At 71.8% G+C, this 15,746-nt stretch carries 14 protein-coding genes and 1 tRNA gene; 5 read left to right on the top strand and 10 right to left on the bottom strand.

Going from position 1 to position 15,746, the window contains the following annotated elements; genetic code table 11:
- Positions 1-71: 71 nt before the first annotated feature.
- The 5 genes from ACR80Q_RS02360 to ACR80Q_RS02340 all read right to left on the bottom strand — a co-directional run bounded on the left by ACR80Q_RS02360 (position 72) and on the right by ACR80Q_RS02340 (position 7,678).
- Positions 72-1,121: a M23 family metallopeptidase gene (locus tag ACR80Q_RS02360; protein WP_435375934.1), complete on the bottom strand. Its 1,050-nt coding sequence runs from the start codon at positions 1,119-1,121 to the stop codon at positions 72-74.
- Between the two features lie 143 nt (positions 1,122-1,264).
- The gene (locus tag ACR80Q_RS02355) at positions 1,265-2,611 is read right to left on the bottom strand and encodes a C40 family peptidase (protein WP_435375933.1); all 1,347 of its coding nucleotides are present in this window, start codon (positions 2,609-2,611) and stop codon (positions 1,265-1,267) included.
- A gap of 693 nt (positions 2,612-3,304) precedes the next feature.
- Positions 3,305-4,198 carry an alpha/beta fold hydrolase gene (locus tag ACR80Q_RS02350; RefSeq protein WP_435375932.1) on the bottom strand — a complete coding sequence of 298 codons (894 nt, stop codon included), beginning with the start codon at positions 4,196-4,198 and terminating at the stop codon, positions 3,305-3,307.
- A 40-nt stretch (positions 4,199-4,238) separates the two neighbouring features.
- Positions 4,239-5,279, bottom strand: coding sequence for a molybdopterin-dependent oxidoreductase (locus tag ACR80Q_RS02345; RefSeq protein ID WP_435375931.1), 1,041 nt, complete (start codon positions 5,277-5,279; stop codon positions 4,239-4,241).
- Complete coding sequence (locus tag ACR80Q_RS02340; protein WP_435375930.1) at positions 5,219-7,678, bottom strand: putative bifunctional diguanylate cyclase/phosphodiesterase; 2,460 nt, start codon at positions 7,676-7,678, stop codon at positions 5,219-5,221. Before ACR80Q_RS02340 ends, ACR80Q_RS02345 begins: the two co-directional genes overlap by 61 nt.
- A gap of 214 nt (positions 7,679-7,892) precedes the next feature.
- Between ACR80Q_RS02340 and ACR80Q_RS02335 the strand changes: the two genes are divergently transcribed.
- Positions 7,893-7,965, top strand: a tRNA-Thr gene (locus tag ACR80Q_RS02335).
- 17 nt (positions 7,966-7,982) lie between these two features.
- On the opposite strand, the gene ACR80Q_RS02330 is transcribed toward ACR80Q_RS02335, so the two are convergent.
- Complete coding sequence (locus ACR80Q_RS02330) at positions 7,983-8,648, bottom strand: tyrosine-type recombinase/integrase (RefSeq protein WP_435375929.1); 666 nt, start codon at positions 8,646-8,648, stop codon at positions 7,983-7,985.
- A gap of 288 nt (positions 8,649-8,936) precedes the next feature.
- Between ACR80Q_RS02330 and ACR80Q_RS02325 the strand changes: the two genes are divergently transcribed.
- Positions 8,937-9,329 (top strand): hypothetical protein, encoded by a 393-nt coding sequence (locus ACR80Q_RS02325; protein ID WP_435375927.1) that lies wholly within the window; start codon positions 8,937-8,939, stop codon positions 9,327-9,329.
- An 89-nt stretch (positions 9,330-9,418) separates the two neighbouring features.
- On the opposite strand, the gene ACR80Q_RS02320 is transcribed toward ACR80Q_RS02325, so the two are convergent.
- Together ACR80Q_RS02320 and ACR80Q_RS02315 are read right to left on the bottom strand one after the other, a co-directional pair.
- Entirely contained in the window at positions 9,419-9,886 is a 468-nt protein-coding gene (locus tag ACR80Q_RS02320; protein ID WP_435375926.1) for a hypothetical protein, read from the bottom strand.
- On the bottom strand, positions 9,841-10,500 hold the full coding sequence (locus ACR80Q_RS02315) for a hypothetical protein (protein WP_435375925.1): 660 nt from the start codon (positions 10,498-10,500) through the stop codon (positions 9,841-9,843). Before ACR80Q_RS02315 ends, ACR80Q_RS02320 begins: the two co-directional genes overlap by 46 nt.
- Positions 10,501-10,798: 298 nt before the next feature.
- On the opposite strand from ACR80Q_RS02315, the gene ACR80Q_RS02310 reads away from it, so the two are divergent.
- Complete coding sequence (locus ACR80Q_RS02310; protein WP_435375924.1) at positions 10,799-11,587, top strand: GntR family transcriptional regulator; 789 nt, start codon at positions 10,799-10,801, stop codon at positions 11,585-11,587.
- On the top strand, positions 11,584-12,471 hold the full coding sequence (locus ACR80Q_RS02305) for a DMT family transporter (RefSeq protein ID WP_435375923.1): 888 nt from the start codon (positions 11,584-11,586) through the stop codon (positions 12,469-12,471). Before ACR80Q_RS02310 ends, ACR80Q_RS02305 begins: the two co-directional genes overlap by 4 nt.
- Positions 12,472-12,841: 370 nt before the next feature.
- On the opposite strand, the gene ACR80Q_RS02300 is transcribed toward ACR80Q_RS02305, so the two are convergent.
- Both ACR80Q_RS02300 and ACR80Q_RS02295 read right to left on the bottom strand, forming a co-directional pair.
- On the bottom strand, positions 12,842-13,765 hold the full coding sequence (locus ACR80Q_RS02300) for a hypothetical protein (RefSeq protein ID WP_435375922.1): 924 nt from the start codon (positions 13,763-13,765) through the stop codon (positions 12,842-12,844).
- A gap of 5 nt (positions 13,766-13,770) precedes the next feature.
- Complete coding sequence (locus ACR80Q_RS02295) at positions 13,771-14,130, bottom strand: hypothetical protein (protein WP_435375921.1); 360 nt, start codon at positions 14,128-14,130, stop codon at positions 13,771-13,773.
- Between the two features lie 190 nt (positions 14,131-14,320).
- Here ACR80Q_RS02295 and ACR80Q_RS02290 point away from each other — a divergent pair, with 190 nt between their 5' ends.
- Positions 14,321-15,631 carry an ISL3 family transposase gene (locus ACR80Q_RS02290; RefSeq protein WP_435375920.1) on the top strand — a complete coding sequence of 437 codons (1,311 nt, stop codon included), beginning with the start codon at positions 14,321-14,323 and terminating at the stop codon, positions 15,629-15,631.
- The last annotated feature ends 115 nt before the right edge of the window (positions 15,632-15,746 follow it).

The raw sequence follows: 15,746 nt of genomic DNA, 5'->3' as shown, positions 1-15,746 counted from the left end.
ACGAGCCGGGGCGACCGCCCCACCAGGGCACGGTCGCCGCCCGGCACGGCCGGCGGTCGCTCAGCGGTGGATCAGAGGTAGCCCATCGGGTCGACCGGGTTGCCGCCCTCGCGCACCTCGAAGTGCAGGTGGCAGCCGGTGGACACGCCCGTGGTGCCGACGAAGCCGATGGTCTCGCCGCGGGACACCGGGCCGCTGGTCACGGCGAAGGCCTCGAGGTGGGCGTAGGCCGTGCTCAGCCCGCCGCCGTGCTGCACCACGACGATATTGCCGTAGCTGCCGTTCCACTTGGCCGACTCCACGACGCCGTCCTGGGCCGCGACGACGGGGGTGCCGCAGCCGGTGGCGATGTCGGCGCCCTTGTGGAGCTTGCGGGTGCCGTAGACCGGGTGGACGCGGTAGCCGTAGGGCGAGCTGAAGCGCCCACCGGTGGGCTGCGCGAACTGCCCGGAGCCCATGACGGTCGTGGGCAGGGCGGCCTCGAGGTTGCCGCTGCGCGAGGCCTGCTCGAGGTTGCGGGCCTCCTCGGCGGCCAGGCGGGCCTGGTTCTCGGCCTCGACCAGGGCGAGCGCGTCCTCGGCGCCGGCGAGCTGCGCCTCGATGTCGGCCCGACGCTCGGCCAGGTCGGCCTCGAGGGACTCGACCTCCGCGAGCTCGCTGACGGCCGTGGCCTGGGCGCGCTCCAGGGACACCTGGGCGTCCTCGAGGTCGCTCAGCGAGGTCGCCTGACGCTCGGCCACCATGGTCAGGGTCTCGGTGCCCTCGGCGTAGTCGGCGCTGCCGGACAGGGCGGTCAGGCGGGGGTCCACGCCCCCGCGCTTGAAGGTCTCGACGGCGAGACCGGCGAGCTCGGTCTCCATCTGCTCGATGACGGCGGCCTGGCTGGCGACGCGGGCCTCGGCGGCCTGCACGCGTGCGCGGGACGACTCGAGGCGGGCCTCGACGGCCTCGTACTCGACGGAGGCGGCGTCGACGTCCTCGGCGAGCTCGGCGACCTCGGCCTTGGCCGACTCGACGTCGGCCTCCGTGACCTCGCTGGCCTGGGCGGCCAACGGGACCATCAGGGTGGCTGTCAGAGCGGTCGCTGCGAGCAGGGCGCAGCGGGGAAGTAGATCACGCACAGGTGTGTCCTCCGGGCAGGGGTGAGCCGGTGTTCAGGTAACAGACTGGTAACGAGGGTAGCGGGGGGCCTGGGGCCGCTCCACCGTCCCTGTGGATGACGCCCGTCCGGGTGAGGCCGGGCGTCATCCGCCGTTCGTCTCGGTCAGAGGCGGACCGCGGTGTTGAAGGGCTGGTACTCGAGGTTCTGGATCTTGACGACGTCCCCGGCGGACGGCGCGGCGACCATGCGGTTGCCGCCGATGTAGATGCCGACGTGGCTGATCGGGGAGTAGGTGAAGACGAGGTCACCGGGGCGGAGGTCGCCGCGGGAGACCCGCGTGCCCATGCCCGCCTGGGCCCGGGAGCTGTGGGGCAGCGAGACGCCGACCTGGGACCAGGCCGCCGAGGTGAGACCGCTGCAGTCGTAGGAGCCCGGACCGGACCCGCCCCACTTGTAGGGCTTGCCCATCTGGGCGCAGGCGAAGCCGAGGACGGTCGCGACCCGGTCGTCCGGGACGGCGACAGAGGTGCCACCGCAGTTGATGGTGCCCGACGACGTGAGCTGCGCCCCCGTGGAGCCGGAGTCGCTGGAGCCGGAGCTGGTCGAGCCGGAGCTGCTGGAGCCGGACCCGGCGTCGTCCGACGCGGGGCCGGAGTCGTCGGAGGCCGACCCGGAGGTGGACTCCGCGGCGGCGGCCTCGGCGGCGGCGGTCTGGGCGGCCGCGGCCTCGCGGGCCCGGGTGGCCCGTTCTGCGGCGGCGCGACGGGCGGCCTCGATCCGGGCGGCCTCGGCCTCGGCGGCGGCGAGGACGTCCTCGGCCCCCGCGAGGCGGGCCTCGATCGCGGTCTTGCGCTCGGCCAGGTCGGCCTCCATGGCCTGCACCTCGGCCAGCTCGCCCGCGGCGGTGGCCTCGAGGCGGACCAGCTCCTCCTGCGCGCCCTTGAGGTCGGTCAGCGAGGTGGAGCGACGCTCGGCCCCCGCGAGACGGGCCTCGATCGCGGTCTTGCGCTCGGCCAGGTCGGCCTCCATGGCCTGCACCTCGGCCAGCTCGCCCGCAGCGGTGGCCTCGAGGCGGACCAGCTCCTCCTGCGCGCCCTTGAGGTCGGTCAGCGAGGTGGAGCGACGCTCGGCCATCAGCGTGAGGGTGCTCGAGGAGGTGGCGAACTGACCGGGGTCCCCCAGGACCACGGCGAGCTGCGGGTCGACCCCGCCCCGCTTGAAGGTCTCGACCGCGAGCGCCCCGAGCTCGGCCGTCATGTCCTCGATGGCCTTGGCCTGGCTGGACACCCGGGTCTCGGCCGCCATGACGCGGTCCTTCTGGGCGTCGAGCTGGACGCGGATCTCGTTGTAGTCCTCGGCGGCGATCTCGACCTCACGGCCGAGCTCCTGGACGTCGGTCCGGGCGGTGTCCACGTCGACATCGGTCGCCTGGGCCGCAGGAGCAGCCACGAGGCTCATGGCGAGCAACGTGGCAGCGCCGAGGGCGCAGCGGGAGAGCAGGGAAGGCACTGGTGTTTCCTCCGGGCAGGCTGGGGGAACTAGCCGGGCGAGCACGAGCAGGCAGGCGGATCTGATAACGAACTGGTCACGGACCCTACATGAGGACCTGGGCCCGTGGGCCCATGGAACCTCATGAGGGTCCGTCGCCGCCCCCGGACCACCCACCGACACCGCCCCCTCACCGTCGCCGGGCGCCGGGCCGACCGCCGGAGAACAGCGCGTCCGCGGGGCCTGCCCGCGGCCCGCACCGGCGCGGGCACCGAGGGACCCGGACGGCCCGCCGACGTCGGGTACCGGCCCGCCCGACGACCGCCCGGCCGCTCCGGCGGTCACAGCCGTCTACGCGGTGGTCGATGACCACCGCTGACGCACCGGGTCATGACGTCGCCCCCGCGTCCGCGCAGGTGGCAGGCATGATCACCGACGCCGGGCCGGACCTGAGGTGCGCATGCTCCCCCCGGGGGCACGGGTCGAGGGACGGACCGGGTCATCGTGGTCAGACGCCGCCGTGACCGGGTCCCACCCGTCGGGCCCACGCCATCGGACCTCTCGGTCCGCGGTCGTCCTGCCGCCTGCCAGCGGTCGCGTCCGGGCACCCCTGCCCACCGGCGTCCGGGGAGGTACCCCGCCGCCGCCGGACCAAACCTTGAGCGTCGTGCGGTGTGAGAAAGACCGCACGCCCGTCCTAACTCGGGACGGTCGTCAGGACAGGAAGTCCACCAGCAGCGCCCCGAGCTCGTCCGGCGCCTCGACCGGGACCCAGTGCCCGACCCCCTCGATCCGCTCGTACCGCCAGGGGCCGGTGACGTACCGGGCCGAACCGGTCATCTGCGCCTCCGTCAGCGCGGGGTCGCCCGTGGACCAGACGCCCATCACCGGGCACGCGAGGGTCGAGGAGGGACGCGCGGGCCGCCGGGGGTCGACGCGGCGCCGGCGGCGACCGGGCAGGCGCGGGCGCGGGCGCGGCAGGCGGATGTTGGCCCGGTACCAGGACAGGGCGGCGGTCAGCGCGCCCGGTGAGGACATGTCCTCCACCTGCCGGGCCAGGTCGGGGACGTCGGCGGGCGAGGCCCCGCCCCAGGCGGCGTGGCGCAGCAGGTACCAGCCGCCCGCGGGGAGCAGCCGCTCGGCCAGGCCGGGCACGAGGAACACGGGGATGTAGGCGCCCTTGACCTGCTGGGCGAGCCCGGCACGACCACGAGCGGCCGGGTGGCCCACCGACACCGCGACCAGGCGGTCGACCCGGTCGGGCCTGGCCATGGCGTACGCCCAGGCCAGCACCGCCCCCCAGTCGTGACCGACGACGGCGGCACGGTCGACGTCGAGCGCGTCCAGCAGGCCGGTGACGTCACCGACGAGGTGGCGGACCTCGTAGGACGCGACGTCGTCGGGCCGGTCGCTGTCGCCGTAGCCCCGCAGGTCCGGTGCGATCACGCGGTGGCCCGCGGCCGCCAGCGTCTCGACCTGGTGGCGCCACAGCCACCGGCTGTCCGGGAACCCGTGCAGCAGGAGCACGACCGGGCCGTCCTGCGGCCCGGCCTCCGTCACCGCCAGCGTGACCTGCCCGACGTCCACCCGGCGCTCCCGCGTCACCATGACGACCAGCCTGGCACGGCCGTCGGGCGCGCACCCCGGGCTACTGCAGGGGGAACGTCGGCTGCCACCACGCGGGTCGGTCGTCGACCTCGACCCGGTCCACCCACTTGACCCACCAGAAGCCGCGCCGGCCGGGCACCACCAGCCGCAGCGGCGCCCCCAGCTGCTCCAGCAGCGGCTGCCCCGCCATGGTGTGCGCCAGCAGCACCCGGTCCAGCTCGTCCGGGGCGAACCGCCGCGAGTAGCCCGTGGCAGAACGGACGACGACGCTGCCGCCCGCGGGCACCGGGCCCACCAGGTGGGCCAGGGTCGGGCCGGCCCACTGCTGGTCGGAGTACCAGCCGGACGTGCAGTCGATGACCGCCCGCACGTCGGCGGCGGGCTGCTCGCGCAGCTCGGCCACCGTCCAGGTACGGATGCGGTCGGGGGTGGTGACCGTGAGCCGCCACGCCCCGGGGTCGACGTCGGGCACCCGGTCGGACAGCCAGATCGTGGGCCGCGGCAGGTCCGAGGCGTAGGAGCCGGTGAACCGTCGGCGGGCACCGGGCAGGTCGGCGAGGCGGACCAGTCCTTCCACCGCGGCCCACGCGGCGCCGGCGACCACGAGCAGCCCTCCGCTGCGCAGCAGCAGCCGGCGGTCCAGGTCGGTGCGACGGACCGGCTGACGGTGGCTGGTCGCGTGCCAGGCCAGCAGGGGCAGCAGCAGGAGGCCGGCCGCCACGTGCCACCACATCATCAGCTGCCCGGCCGCCGCGGTGACGAGCCCGGTGGAGTGCAGGACCCCGGTCAGCAGCGCGAGCACCGTCAGGGCGGCCAGGGCGGCCGAGAGCCACCGGCTGCGACGCGAGCGGGACCAGCCGGAGCGGATCACCGGCGCCTTCCACCGCACCAGCAGGACGACGAGGAGACCGCCGACGCCGTGCGCGACGACGACCCACGCCTGGGTGGGCTCCCCCACCAGCCACGAGCCCACCCCGCTCAGCAGGACCAGGGCGAGGACCAGGAGCAGGGCGAGGTTGGTCAGCCGACGCGGGACGGGGCGACGGCGCCGGGCGACGCCTGTCGCGGGGGCTGCGGCCACGTGACCAGTGTGCGCCCGGTCGGCGAGAGCACCCGGGTGAGCTCGTCCAGGGGCACGGGCCGGGAGATGAGGAACCCCTGGACGGTGTCGCAGCCCGCCTCGCGGACCGCGTCGAGCTGCTGGTCGGTCTCGATGCCCTCCACGGTCACCGACAGGCCCAGGTCGTGGCAGACCTGCACCACGGCGCGGACCATCCGTCGGGTGCGCTCCGAGGTGGCCACGTCCGCGACGAACGACCGGTCGAGCTTGACGATGTCGACCGGCAGGCGCATCAGGTGGCTCAGCGAGGAGTACCCGGTGCCGAAGTCGTCCAGGGCGATGGTGTGGCCCGCGGCGCGCAGGTCCTGCAGCAGGCCGCCCACCCGGTCGGGGTCGTCGACGACGGCGGACTCGGTGAGCTCGACGACCACGCGGGCGGGGTCGGTGCACCGCTCGGCCAGGACGGTCGCGACGTGCTCGACGAAGCCGTCGTCGGCCAGCTGCCGGGGCGACACGTTGACGTTGACCCGCATCCCCGACCGACCCGCCGCGTCCAGCGCGGCCAGGTCGGCGCACGCCCGGGCCAGGACCCAGCTGCCGATCGGGACGACGAGACCGGTCTCCTCCGCCACGGGGATGAAGTCGCCGGGTGGGACCAGGACGGGGCCGCGCTGCCACCTCACCAGCGCCTCGGTGCCGGTGACCTGGCCGCCGGCCAGGCTGACCAGCGGCTGGTGGTGCAGCCGCAGCTCGTCGTTGCGAACGGCGTCGCGCAGGGCGTCGACCAGCTCGGCGCGGTCCCGCCGCAGCTGCAGCCGTCGCTCGTCGTGCACGACCACCGCGCCCGCGCCCCGACGCTTGGCCTCGTGCATCGCCGACTCGGCCAGGCGCAGCGAGTCGTTGCCGCGCTGCCCGGCCGTGGACACCGCCCCCATCCCGGCCACGAGGCGGACCCGGCGCCCGCGTACCTCGACGCCGGTGTCCAGGACGTGCGCGACCCGTCGGGCCACGTCGCCCGGCGGGGCGACGAAGGCGGGTGTGACGACGGCGAACACGTCGGCGCCGAAGTGGGCGACGAACGCGCTGGGGTAGCTGCGCAGCTCGACGGCGTCGGCGACGGCCCGCAGGACCTCGTCGGCGTAGTCGTGGCCGGCCTCGTCGTTGACCGCGCCGAACCCGTCCAGGTCCAGCAGCACGATGCTGAACCGGTCGTCGGGGCCGGCGCCGTCCAGGTGCCGCTCGACGGCGAGCCGGTTGGCCAGACCGGTGACGCGGTCGTGGAAGGCCAGGTGCTCCAGGATCGACGCCCGGGCGACCCGGTCGGTGACGTCCTGGGCGTTGACCACGACCCCGCCGACGGCGGGGTCGTCGGACAGGTCCGTCAGGGACACCGACACCCAGGTGGGCGACGCGGTCCCGGGCTGCCCTCCGGGCTGCTCGCGCAGGCGCAGGTCGACCCGGACGGTCTCGCCCCCGCTGCCCGCCGTCCGCGCCAGCGCCTGCTCCGCCTGAGGGCGTTCGTCGTCGGCGACCAGGTCGACGAACGGCACCCCCAGCAGGTCGGTCGGGTCGGCCAGACCGACGATGCGGGCCGCAGCCGGGCTGGCGAACGTGACGACGCCCGACGTCAGGACCAGGATCATGTCGTCGCCCTGACGCACGAGGGCCGCGAACCGGCGCTCGGTGCGGGCGGCGGCCTGCTGGGCGGCGGAGCGGTCCTGCTGCTCCTGGACCAGGTGGCGCACCGCACGCTCGAGGTCGCGGCGGGACGCCCGTCGCAACGACACGGCGAGCACGCCGGCCAGCACCACGGCGGCCGTGGCCGCGACCACGGCGAGCGCCTGCTCGTCCCGACGGGCGGCGACGGCCTGCGCGTTCTGCTCGTAGTACTGGGCCTCGAACAGCGTCTCCAGGCGCTGCAGCGAGTCCTCGACGGTCACGGCGTCGGCTCGGGCGGTGGGCGCGGACCGCTCGAGCCGTCGCTCGTCCACGACGCCGACGGTGCCGGCGACACCGCTGTCGACGGCCAGCTCGTCCAGCCCCACCTCGACGCGGTCCGCAGACGCGACCGCCCGGGTGAGGCTGCTGCCGGTCTCCGGAGGGAGGTCGTGGGCCTGCAGGTCGTCCAGCCGCTGCTGCAGGGACGCGATCCGCGACCGGGTCTCCTCGACGGGGATGCCGTCCTGCGCCTCCAGCTGCAGCCGCAGCAGGAGCGCGTCGCGCCGGGCGTCGGAGACGTCGCCCAGGACGTCCTGCGCCACGGCGAAGCCGTCGGCCGTCGACGACAGCGCCCACACCGTCCGCAGCCCGAGCAGCTGGGCCCCGGCCACCACCGCCACGAGCAGCGTGAGCAGGACCAGCTGCCGCCGGCCCAGGCGCCGTCGGGACAGCCTCTCGGTGCCGGGAGGTCGTGCAGGCACAGCGGGACCTCCAGACGGGGTGACGGGCCGGGCTCAGGGCTCCGGTGGTGTTCGGCCGCCGGCCGCCGTGCCTGAGCCCCCGTCCCGCACGTGACCCGGTCGGCGGCCCCGGCGCCCCGCGCCCGGACGGGCCGGCCGGGGCTGCGCCGCTCGGGGCAGGACCTGCCCGTCTCACCCCGTACACTTCTGCCCGGTCGCGTGCAGGCACGCGCCGGCCGCCTTAGCTCAGTCGGTAGAGCGACGCACTCGTAATGCGTAGGTCATCAGTTCGATTCTGATAGGCGGCTCCGCGCTCCACCCCAGGTCAGAGGCCATCAGCCTTGACCCCTTCTACCACCGGCGCCGATGCCGGGTCGGGATTTGCCCCCGTTGTGCCCCCGAGGACCCCACCGAGGCGGTCCGCGGTGTCCCACAGGCTGCGGTCCATCAGGTGCCCGTACAGGTCGACGGTCATGCTCGCGGTGGCGTGCCCGAGGACCCGCTGCACCACCTTCACGTCGGCCCCGGCCGCGATCCACACGCTCGCCGCGGTGTGCCGTAGGTCGTGGATCCGCAGCGGCGCGAACCCCAGGTCGCCCGTCACCCGCGCCCAGCCCGAGTCCCGCCGCCAGTTCGACAACCGCAGCTGCTCCCCCTCCGGCGAGCCGAACAACAGCCCGGCCTTCGCCCGCCGACCGATGGCACGGTCGATCACCGGACGCAGCTCCCCCACGACCGGCACCGTCCGCGCCCGGTTGTTCTTCACCGAGTCGGTCACCAGCCGGCCCCCGCCGCCGGCACTCGTCGTCGCCCGCTGCACCCGCACCCCGAGCCCCGGCACCTCGATGACGTCGGACACCCGCAGCGCCGCGACCTCCGACCACCGCAGCCCGGTCAGACCGAGGAACAGGACCAGGTCGCCGTCCCGCTCCCCCATCGCCACCGCGAGCGTCCGCAGCTGCTCGACCGACAGCGCCTTCGGCTCGTGCACCGAACGTCGACGGGGACCCCCTCTGCGATCGCGGGGTGGTAAGTAGCCTGTAGGACCGGTTCGGCTACCCCGCTCGGACTGACTGCCGTTGCCGTCAACCCGCGGTGCGGCACCATCCCTGACATGGGAAGCGCACGCGCCGGTGGTCACGACCCTGCTGGGGCCGCTCCGACGGGTAAGGAGGCCGCCCCGGAGCGTCGGCGGGCGGACGGGGTCACGTCGCGGGGCCGTCGTTCGCGGAGTGCCCGGTTGCGGCGGGCACTCCTGGCGTGGGCGATCCACTCAGTGGTGATCGTCCTCATCGGCCTACCCCTGTGGTTCGGCCTCGTGTGGGGCGCGACAGGCGACAGGCCCGCGGTCGGCTGGCAGACACTGGTGGTCTTCTCCGTGCTCGCGCCGGTTCTCACGGTCTTCCTGGCGATGGTCCCAGTCACGTTCTGGAATCTGCCGCCGGCCGTGCTCGTGTGGCGGAGGTTGTGGCGCAGCGTCCGGCTGAGTCGGCCGTCGGCTCGGCGGTCGTGGGAGGCGCGGTACGGGCACACGCAGACGCTGAACGCGTGGGATCTGTGGGGGGCCACCGACCCCATCGGCGCCATCTCGGACACCGACGAGGCGTTGCGCCGCGAACGAGCGGACCGCAAGGATGCCCGGCGCGAGCAGCGCCGCGACGGGCGGCGCTAGGGCGACCCTGCCCAGCAGCGGGTGTCGGGCCGGCCTGGCCGGGCGGGGTAGTACGACCCGCGATCGGAGCGGCCCGTGTCTCCGGTGACTCAGCGGCGGAGTGAGGCCGGCGCGCGCTGGGCGGGGTCGAGCTGGGCCCCGGCGCCGGTGTCGTAGCCGGAGCGCTGCGCAGGCGGTACCCCGCGACGGGCGTCGCGCCAGTCGCGCAACAGGGTCGTGTACCTGCGGGCGTCGTCGGCGCCGTTGAGGTGCAGGCGGGCCAGGCCGAGCAACGCGGTCGTTCGGCGGGCGTTGCGCAGGACGACGCTGCGGGAGTCGAGCATGTCGCGGACGCGGCCCAGGTGGGCGTCCAGCGCCGCGGTGGAGTAGTGCGCCGGCAGCAGGTGACGGACCGCAACCTGGGCGGACACGGTGGCGTCCTTGTCGGCGACCCACGCGGCGGTCTCGGGGTGCTTCGCCCAGACCGTGCCCTTGAACGCCTGCCAGCCCTGCGGGCTCCGGAACGCGTCGTTCAGCGCCGCCATCCGCACCGAGCCCGGGCGCAGGAAGTCGGCCACTCCACCTCGGTGGCCTGGTGGTATGCGGCCAGGGCCCAGACCCGGGGCCGGCCCTGACCTGCGGCCGGGTAGCCGTAGGCGCCGAGCACGTTGAACGCCATCGACCGCTCACCGGTCCACGTGTTCGTGACCATGAACCGCGTCGCGCCCAGCACCAGGGTCTCCGGCCAGGACCTCTCCGCGTGCGCCTCGAGCACGACCGGGGCGAGGGTGTCGAGCCACTCCGCGACCGTGTTGCCACCCCGGGCTGCGCCGTCGCCGAGGTCCCGTCCGGAGCGGGCCCGGGCCCGTAGCGCAGCCTGCTGGTAGGACACCCCGGTCCCGACCGCGGCGAAAGCCGCGGCGACCTCGCGGACGGGGAACCCGTACTTGCGACCGGTGACCGGCCCTCGGTGGGCGGGGACCTCGCTATCGCAGGTGTCGCAGACCCCGGTCGGGGTCACCTGCCGGGGCAGTTCAGGGACGAACCGGTGGTAGGCGGCGGTGCCGACGCAGCGAAACCGCTCGCGCCGCGGTATCCCGTAGTGCCCGTCCTTGACGACCCGGCGGTCCTCATGGCCGGAGCGGGGGCACGGCGGCAGGTCGGTGGCCGGGCCACCGAGCAGTCGAGGCAAGAGCCCTCCCGGGCATCAGCGGCAGCAAGCCTGCCGTGCGCCCGGACGCTACCCCGAGCTCCTGACAGGTATCACACGGCAATCGCAGAGGGGGCCGGGGAGCCCGCACCTTGGCCGCGGCTACCGGGTAATCCGCTCGTCCGCCATCCCGTGGTCCAGGACCGCGGAAGATGGCCAGCGCGGGTCACCGTGGCCGGCGCCAAGCCCTGAGCCGTGACCAGTGCCTCGATTCACTCCGACACGTCCGCCTGCTTGGTCGTGACGGCAACTGGCTTGGACCAGTTTGTGGGATCCGGTGGTGTCCCGGACCGACGACCGATCCGACGACCGGCGCCGCCCCGCCAGTCGTGTCATTGCCGACGCCCTGCGCGAGCGGATCGAGAGCGGGGACCTCCCCGAGGGCGGGCAGCTGCCCTCCGAGCGGCAGCTGGCCGCGTGGTTCGACGCCGCACGCAACACTGCCCGCGAGGCCGTCAGGATCCTCACCGACGAGGGCCTGGTCATCGCCCACCACGGCCAAGGGGTGTTCGTTCGCCAACGTCACCCGCTCATCCGGCTCGGAATCGACAGGTACTCACCGCGGCACCGTGACCTTGGGCTGTCCCCGTTCCTGCTCGAATGCCAGCGCCAGGGCAAGACCGGCAGGTTCGAGGTCTTGTCGATCACCCAAGAACGCGCGTCGTCGGACGTCGCAAGCCGACTTGGGACAGTGGACGGTGACGACGTTGAGGTCACCCGCCGCGAGAACGTCTTCTACGCCGACGACGACCCGGTCTACCGCGTGAGCACCTTCCTGCTGGCGGCACTGACCCATGGCACCGACCTGAGCGAACCCGTGATCGACCACCCCTACGGCATCCACGGCCGACTCGAAGAGACCGGCCACACCATGACTCGCATCCTCGAGGACGTCACCGCACGAATGCCCACCCCGGATGAGGCCAACCGGCTCGCCCTGCCCAAGGGCTCACCAGTCCTCGACGTCTGGCACACAAGCGTCGACCAGAACGGTGACCCCTACGAAGTCACCAGGTTCGTCATGCGCGCAGACCTAACCGCGCTGCACTACAACACCCCCGTCGAATGAACCCCACACTCGCCGGAACGCTCCGCATTACAGCCCTAGCCCTCCTCTGGGGCAGCAGCTTCCTCTGGATCGACTTGGCGCTCGACGGACTAAGCCCCGTCCAAATTACCGTCGCCAGACTCATGCTCGGCGCGGGGCTTCTCGCCATGGTGGCGCGTCACGACGTCGCCACGGTTCTTGCTCGACGCGACGTCTACGTCCCACTGTTCATCGCCGCCCTACTAGCCAACGCGGTCCCGTTCACGCTGTTCGCTGTGGCGCAACAGACCATCCCCTCGAACCTCGCTGGTGCACTCAACGCCACCACACCCATCTGGTCGCTGGTCGTTGCGCTGGGAGCTCGCACTCAGAAGCGCACAGGCATCGTCCAGGTCGGGGGACTGCTACTGGGCTTGACCGGCACCACGATCATTCTGTCGCCGGGAGGCAGTGACGTTCCCCTCTTTGGTGCTCTGATGGCTCTATTGGCCGCTGCGTCATACGGGGCGGGGTACGTCTTCATCGCCGCGCGGCTCACTCCCACAGGACTTCCGAACTCTGGCATGGCCGCCACACAGCTGATTACAGCCGCCCTGCTCATGTCGATCACCGTGCCGCTCGCCGGGCTCACACCCGTCGCACTATCGCCGCAGGTGGCTCTCGCCGTCCTCGTCCTAGGGATCGGTGGCACTGGACTCGCCTACCTGCTGCTGTATCGGATCATCGCGGACGATGGCCCGGTGGCGGCCTCGACTGTGACCTACCTACTGCCTGTTGTGGCCATCATCCTCGGGGCGGTGGTGCTTCAGGAGCCGCTGACTCCGACACTCCTCATCGGGAGCGGCCTCGTGCTCGCAGGGGTCGCTCTGGCGCGACGTGGCAACGCCGCGCCCCGTCCATCTTGACGCGCGTAGAGAACGCCCAGCTGCGCCGAGCAGCGATCGTCAGCCAGCCATAACAACCGACGCGAACGTCCTAGTGGCGTCTTTCTAGTCGCGCTGAGCCACCTTCCGGTCGTGGCTCCGACGGCTGAGGACCCCGACACCGAGGACCATGCCGACGCCCGCGGCTACGAGGAGCAAGCGACTCGGCGTGGAGCCAGGCCAGAGCCCCGGTGCCACCCTGAGTTGAGCCAGCAGGAGCCCTAGGACCCGCTAGCCGTACCGCCAATCAGGGTGCGCTTCATCCTGGGACGGTAGCGACGAGCCTGCCCACACCCTGACGGTCAGCGGAGCAACGCGTCGTGCGAAGTGTCGAGCTCGAAGCGCGGTCTCACTATCGAAGCTTCTGGTTCAGATCCCAGTCCTTCGTCTCATTAAACCCCTTGCACGGCCCGAGGTCAGCGTCACAGTTGAGTCCACCGCGCTTTGCGGACTGAATCACGCTCGGGTTGTCATGTAGCCGTCCCATATCCACGGTCTTTTCGACGATGCGCGCCAACGGATACCGTGGACGCGCGACGAAAGAGACCTCACCAGCCTTAACCCTCCGTGCGATAGCGTGTGCTTCCGCGCGGAACGCTTCGCCCGCAGGGTGCTCGCACTCCATCGAGTCGCAGACAGGACAACTCCCTTCCGCAGTACGTCCGGCAATTTGCGAGTAGAGTTGACCCGCCTGATGATCGCAATCTTCGACCAGCTCGCCGCAGACCGAACACTCGAAGTCGCTGACGAGGCCAGCGGACACGCCCATGCGTAGGTGCGAGATGATGATGGGGCAGTCAGTCCAATAGTCGTCTCCACGCAAGACAACAGGGCAACCGAAGAGACCCCGATTTACGAACGCCGCCCGGTGAATAGCCGCGTGCGCCTCCTCCCTGAGCTTGTGATCTTCAAGGTAGTTCAGCGCGTCCGTCGCGGCCTTCACCGACTTCTTTATGTGCGGCTCCATCGCGTCGAGCGTGTACTTGTTCGTCTCCACGCGGAATCGATCCCAGTGCTCCCGTTTGTCGCGCTGAACGGCACTGCGCAGATCGTCATCGGATTCGACAAGTTCGAAGTCCATTGCGGGCATGAACGTGGTGCGGGTAGACAGCAGTTCCATGGCCTCGGCGTACTGGCAGATCGCGACCTTGAGTGCCTTTCGACCGTGATGGTCGAGGTACTTCTCTCGCAAGGGTCCGCCCGATGGCGGGATTGGTCCGGCCTGCAAGATCACCATCTTGAACTGCTCGCCCCTGCGCTTAATCACGACGGTCACGCCTATTACTGCTCGAGGTCCCGTTCCGGCCTCGTTCTCGGCTGGAACTCTTTCAGTGCTTCTATCACCTCGGCGCCGCTGCCTTCAATCATGTAGTTGCGACCCGTAGAAGTTTCGGCAACCGTCACCTTCAACGGCAGTTTTTCAGCTGCCTCCAACTCCCATCCTTGGGAGTCGGCTCGGTAGCTGATGTAGAGAGAGACCGTGAGGATAAGCCAGTCGCTTGCCATCTGTAGGCACGCCAGACCCAGCGACCACATCTCTGCGTCGATGCTGTACTCCGCGAGGTACTCACGCTTGCCGCTGGATGTCGAGAACTCAACCGGCACTCCTTTGGACCGTGCGACCTTGGGTAGGTACCTCACGGTTTCGTTGTAGCGAGGGGTTTCCGAGCCCTCGGCAGGCGTACGTGTGGGAATTACGGGCTCTTCCCAGTTGAGGGTGTAGTCAGCGGGGCGGTGGGCGAGGGAGCAGTCGGCGCGTCGGTGCCCGGATAGAGGTCGAGGCCTCCCGAGGATGGAAGTTCTCACGCTCACCATCCAGGAAGACCTCGACGTGCCTGACGCTACCTTCGCGACCCCTGACCTGACGACGTTCTGCCGCCTCGACGAACTCGGCCTCGAGGTCGTCGGCCAGCACCTGCAGCCGGACCGGGCAGTGCTCGCCTGCCGGGTCCTCGAGCCCGACAGGTGGTGCCGGGAGTGCGGCTGCGAAGGCAGAGCGCGAGACACGGTGACGAGGACGCTGGCCCACGAGCCGCTGGGCTGGCGCCCGACGACGCTGCTGGTCACGGTCCGCCGCTACAAGTGCGCCAGCTGCGGCCACGTCTGGCGCCAGGACACCAGCCGCGCCGCCGAACCGCGCGCCAAGCTGTCCCGGACCGCGCTGCGATGGGCCCTGGTCGGCCTCGTCTGCCAGCACCTCACCGTCGCCCGCCTCGCCGAGGCACTGGCCGTGTCCTGGACCACCGCCAACAACGCCGTCCTCGACGAGGGCCAGCGCGTCCTGATCAACGACCCGGACCGCTTCGACGGCGTCCGCGTCATCGGTGTCGACGAGCACGTCTGGCGACACACCCGCCGCGGCGACAAGTTCGTCACCGTCGTCATCGACCTCACCCCGGTCCGCGACAAGACCGGCCCGTCACGCCTGCTGGCCATGGTCGAGGGCCGCTCCAAGCAGGCGTTCAAGACCTGGCTCGCCGCTCGGCCGAAGGCCTGGCGCGACGGCCTGGAGGTCGTCGCGATGGACGGCTTCACCGGCTTCAAGACCGCCACCACGGAAGAGCTGCCCGAGGCCGTCGCGGTGATGGACCCCTTCCATGTCGTCCGCCTCGCCGGGGACGCCTTGGACCGCTGCCGGCGCCGGGTCCAGCAGGACCTGCACGGTCATCGCGGCCGCAAGGACGACCCGCTCTACCGCGCCCGCCGCACCCTGCACACCGGCCACGACCTGCTCACCGACCGCCAACGCCAACGCCTGACGGCGCTGTTCGGGGTCGAGGACCACGTCCAGGTCGAGGCCACCTGGGGCATCTACCAGCGCATGATCGGCGCCTACCGAGAGCCCGACCGCGGCCGCGGCAAGCACCTCATGACCAAGCTGATCGAGTCCGTCACCGCCGGCGTCCCGACCCCTCTCATCGAGCTCCGAACGCTCGGGCGGACGCTGAATAAGCGGGCCGAGGACGTGCTGGCCTACTTCGACCGACCCGGCACCAGCAACGGCCCCACCGAAGCGATGAACGGCCGCCTCGAGCACCTCCGCGGCTCAGCCCTCGGGTTCCGGAACCTCACGAACTACATCGCCCGCAGCCTGCTCGAGACCGGCGGGTTCAGACCTCGACTACACCCTGGAATGGGATGAGCCGAATTACGTAGACGACGTCAGCTTCGACGATCTCGGGCAGCGATCCGGGAAGGGGAGTCCACTCACCCTCAGAAACTTGTCTGGCCATGAGTCAAGTCTAGCCAATCCACGC

It is taken from the genome of Aquipuribacter aurantiacus (assembly GCF_051216895.1).
GTDB lineage: Bacteria > Actinomycetota > Actinomycetes > Actinomycetales > JBBAYJ01 > Aquipuribacter.
Note: the sequence above shows the minus strand (reverse complement) of the source record. Positions and strands in the feature narration are given on the sequence as shown.

Bases quoted from the DNA above. Each gene is read 5' to 3' on its own strand.
- ACR80Q_RS02305 (WP_435375923.1), top strand. From the start codon at position 11,584: ATGAACCCCACACTCGCCGGAACGCTCCGCATTACAGCCCTAGCCCTC.
- ACR80Q_RS02350 (WP_435375932.1), bottom strand. From the start codon at position 4,198: ATGGTGACGCGGGAGCGCCGGGTGGACGTCGGGCAGGTCACGCTGGCG.